This window comes from Chryseobacterium sp. JV558 (assembly GCF_033712365.1).
Taxonomy (GTDB): Bacteria; Bacteroidota; Bacteroidia; order Flavobacteriales; family Weeksellaceae; genus Chryseobacterium.
In genome coordinates this window covers 1-1,337 of record NZ_WJHU01000025.1, presented here as the reverse complement: position 1 = coordinate 1,337, position 1,337 = coordinate 1, and the positions used below count along the sequence as shown (strand labels likewise).

General features: G+C 45.4%; 1 protein-coding gene. It reads right to left on the bottom strand.

Going from position 1 to position 1,337, the window contains the following annotated elements:
* A partial coding sequence (locus GFU89_RS23205; RefSeq protein ID WP_318849377.1) for an AMP-binding protein occupies nt 1-1,301 on the bottom strand: 1,301 nt, incomplete at its 3' end.
* Nucleotides 1,302-1,337: the final 36 nt, after the last annotated feature.

Here is a 1,337-nt window from a genome sequence, read left to right as displayed (position 1 = left end):
GGATTAGGAATGAATTTCTCTGCCGTAAGAACCGAATCGCCAAGGTAACCCTGGGAGAGACCCGCTCCGAAAAGGTAGAGTTCTCCGCTAACACCATGACCGACCAATTTCATATTAGCATCCAAAATATAAACTCCACGGTTCGTAAAAGGAAGACCTATAGGAACGGTATCTGATGGATCACATGAACTGATCTTATGTGTCAGAGAAAATGTCGTATTCTCCGTAGGACCGTAACCGTTAATAAGGGTAAGATCAGGATAAGCGGAACCTACACGAGCAATATGAATCGGTGACAAGCGGTCACCTCCAACCAAAACGATCTGAAGCCCTGAGAAAATTCCCAGCGAATGCTCTACAAGCTCATTGAACCATCCCGAAGTAAACCACATCATAGTAACATCCTGACTCAATATCAGAGATTCAAGCTCTACAGGATCTAACAGTACTTCACGGGAACACAACACAAGGCGACCTCCATTGAGCAGCGCTCCCCAGTATTCAAAAGTCGTAGCATCAAAAGATACAGAACCTGTGGAGAGGATCACCTGGTCTGATGTAAAGCTAACATAATCTACATCACGAACAAGACTAACGACAGAGCCATGAGAGACCATAACGCCCTTGGAACGGCCTGTGGTTCCTGAGGTATACATAACATACGCAAGATCATCCCACGATGGATCTGCCAAAGAAGCAATTGAACCTGCAGGGGCATTATCCAGCTCAATGTCCAGGTACATCACAGAAACATCAAGGCTGCTGAGTTCCATAAGGTAATCAGTATGGCTCAAAAGCACACTGCAGCCCGAGTCTGACAGAATCTCCGAGCGGCGGATATCCGGAGTGTTTATATCTATAGGAAGATAACCTCGCCCTGACTTTAAGATACCCAGAATACCGATCAAAAGCAAAGGACTCTTGTCTAGAAGCAACCCTATACAAGGACCGTCAAGTTCATACGAGGATAATAAGTAATGGGCAAGCTGGTCTGACTTACTATCAAGCTCAGCGTAGCTCATATCATGTCCGTTGAAACTCAACGCAATACGATCTGGGGTATCCCTGCATTGCGACCTGAAAAGGCTAACAATGCTCATTGGTGATACTTCACGGATCTGACTGGTATTGTAGTGTTCCAATAAAGCAGCCTCCTTGGGCGGGATATAATCCAGCATGTTGAGCTGCAAATCTGCATCTCCAAGGATACTGCCAAGCAAATGCTCCAGGTGATCTCCCAAATGCGAGATACGTTCAGCACTGAACAAATCCGTATTGTACATCAAAGACAGAGAGAGCACATCTCCTCGTTCTTCAAAGTTAAAGGTCATATCAAA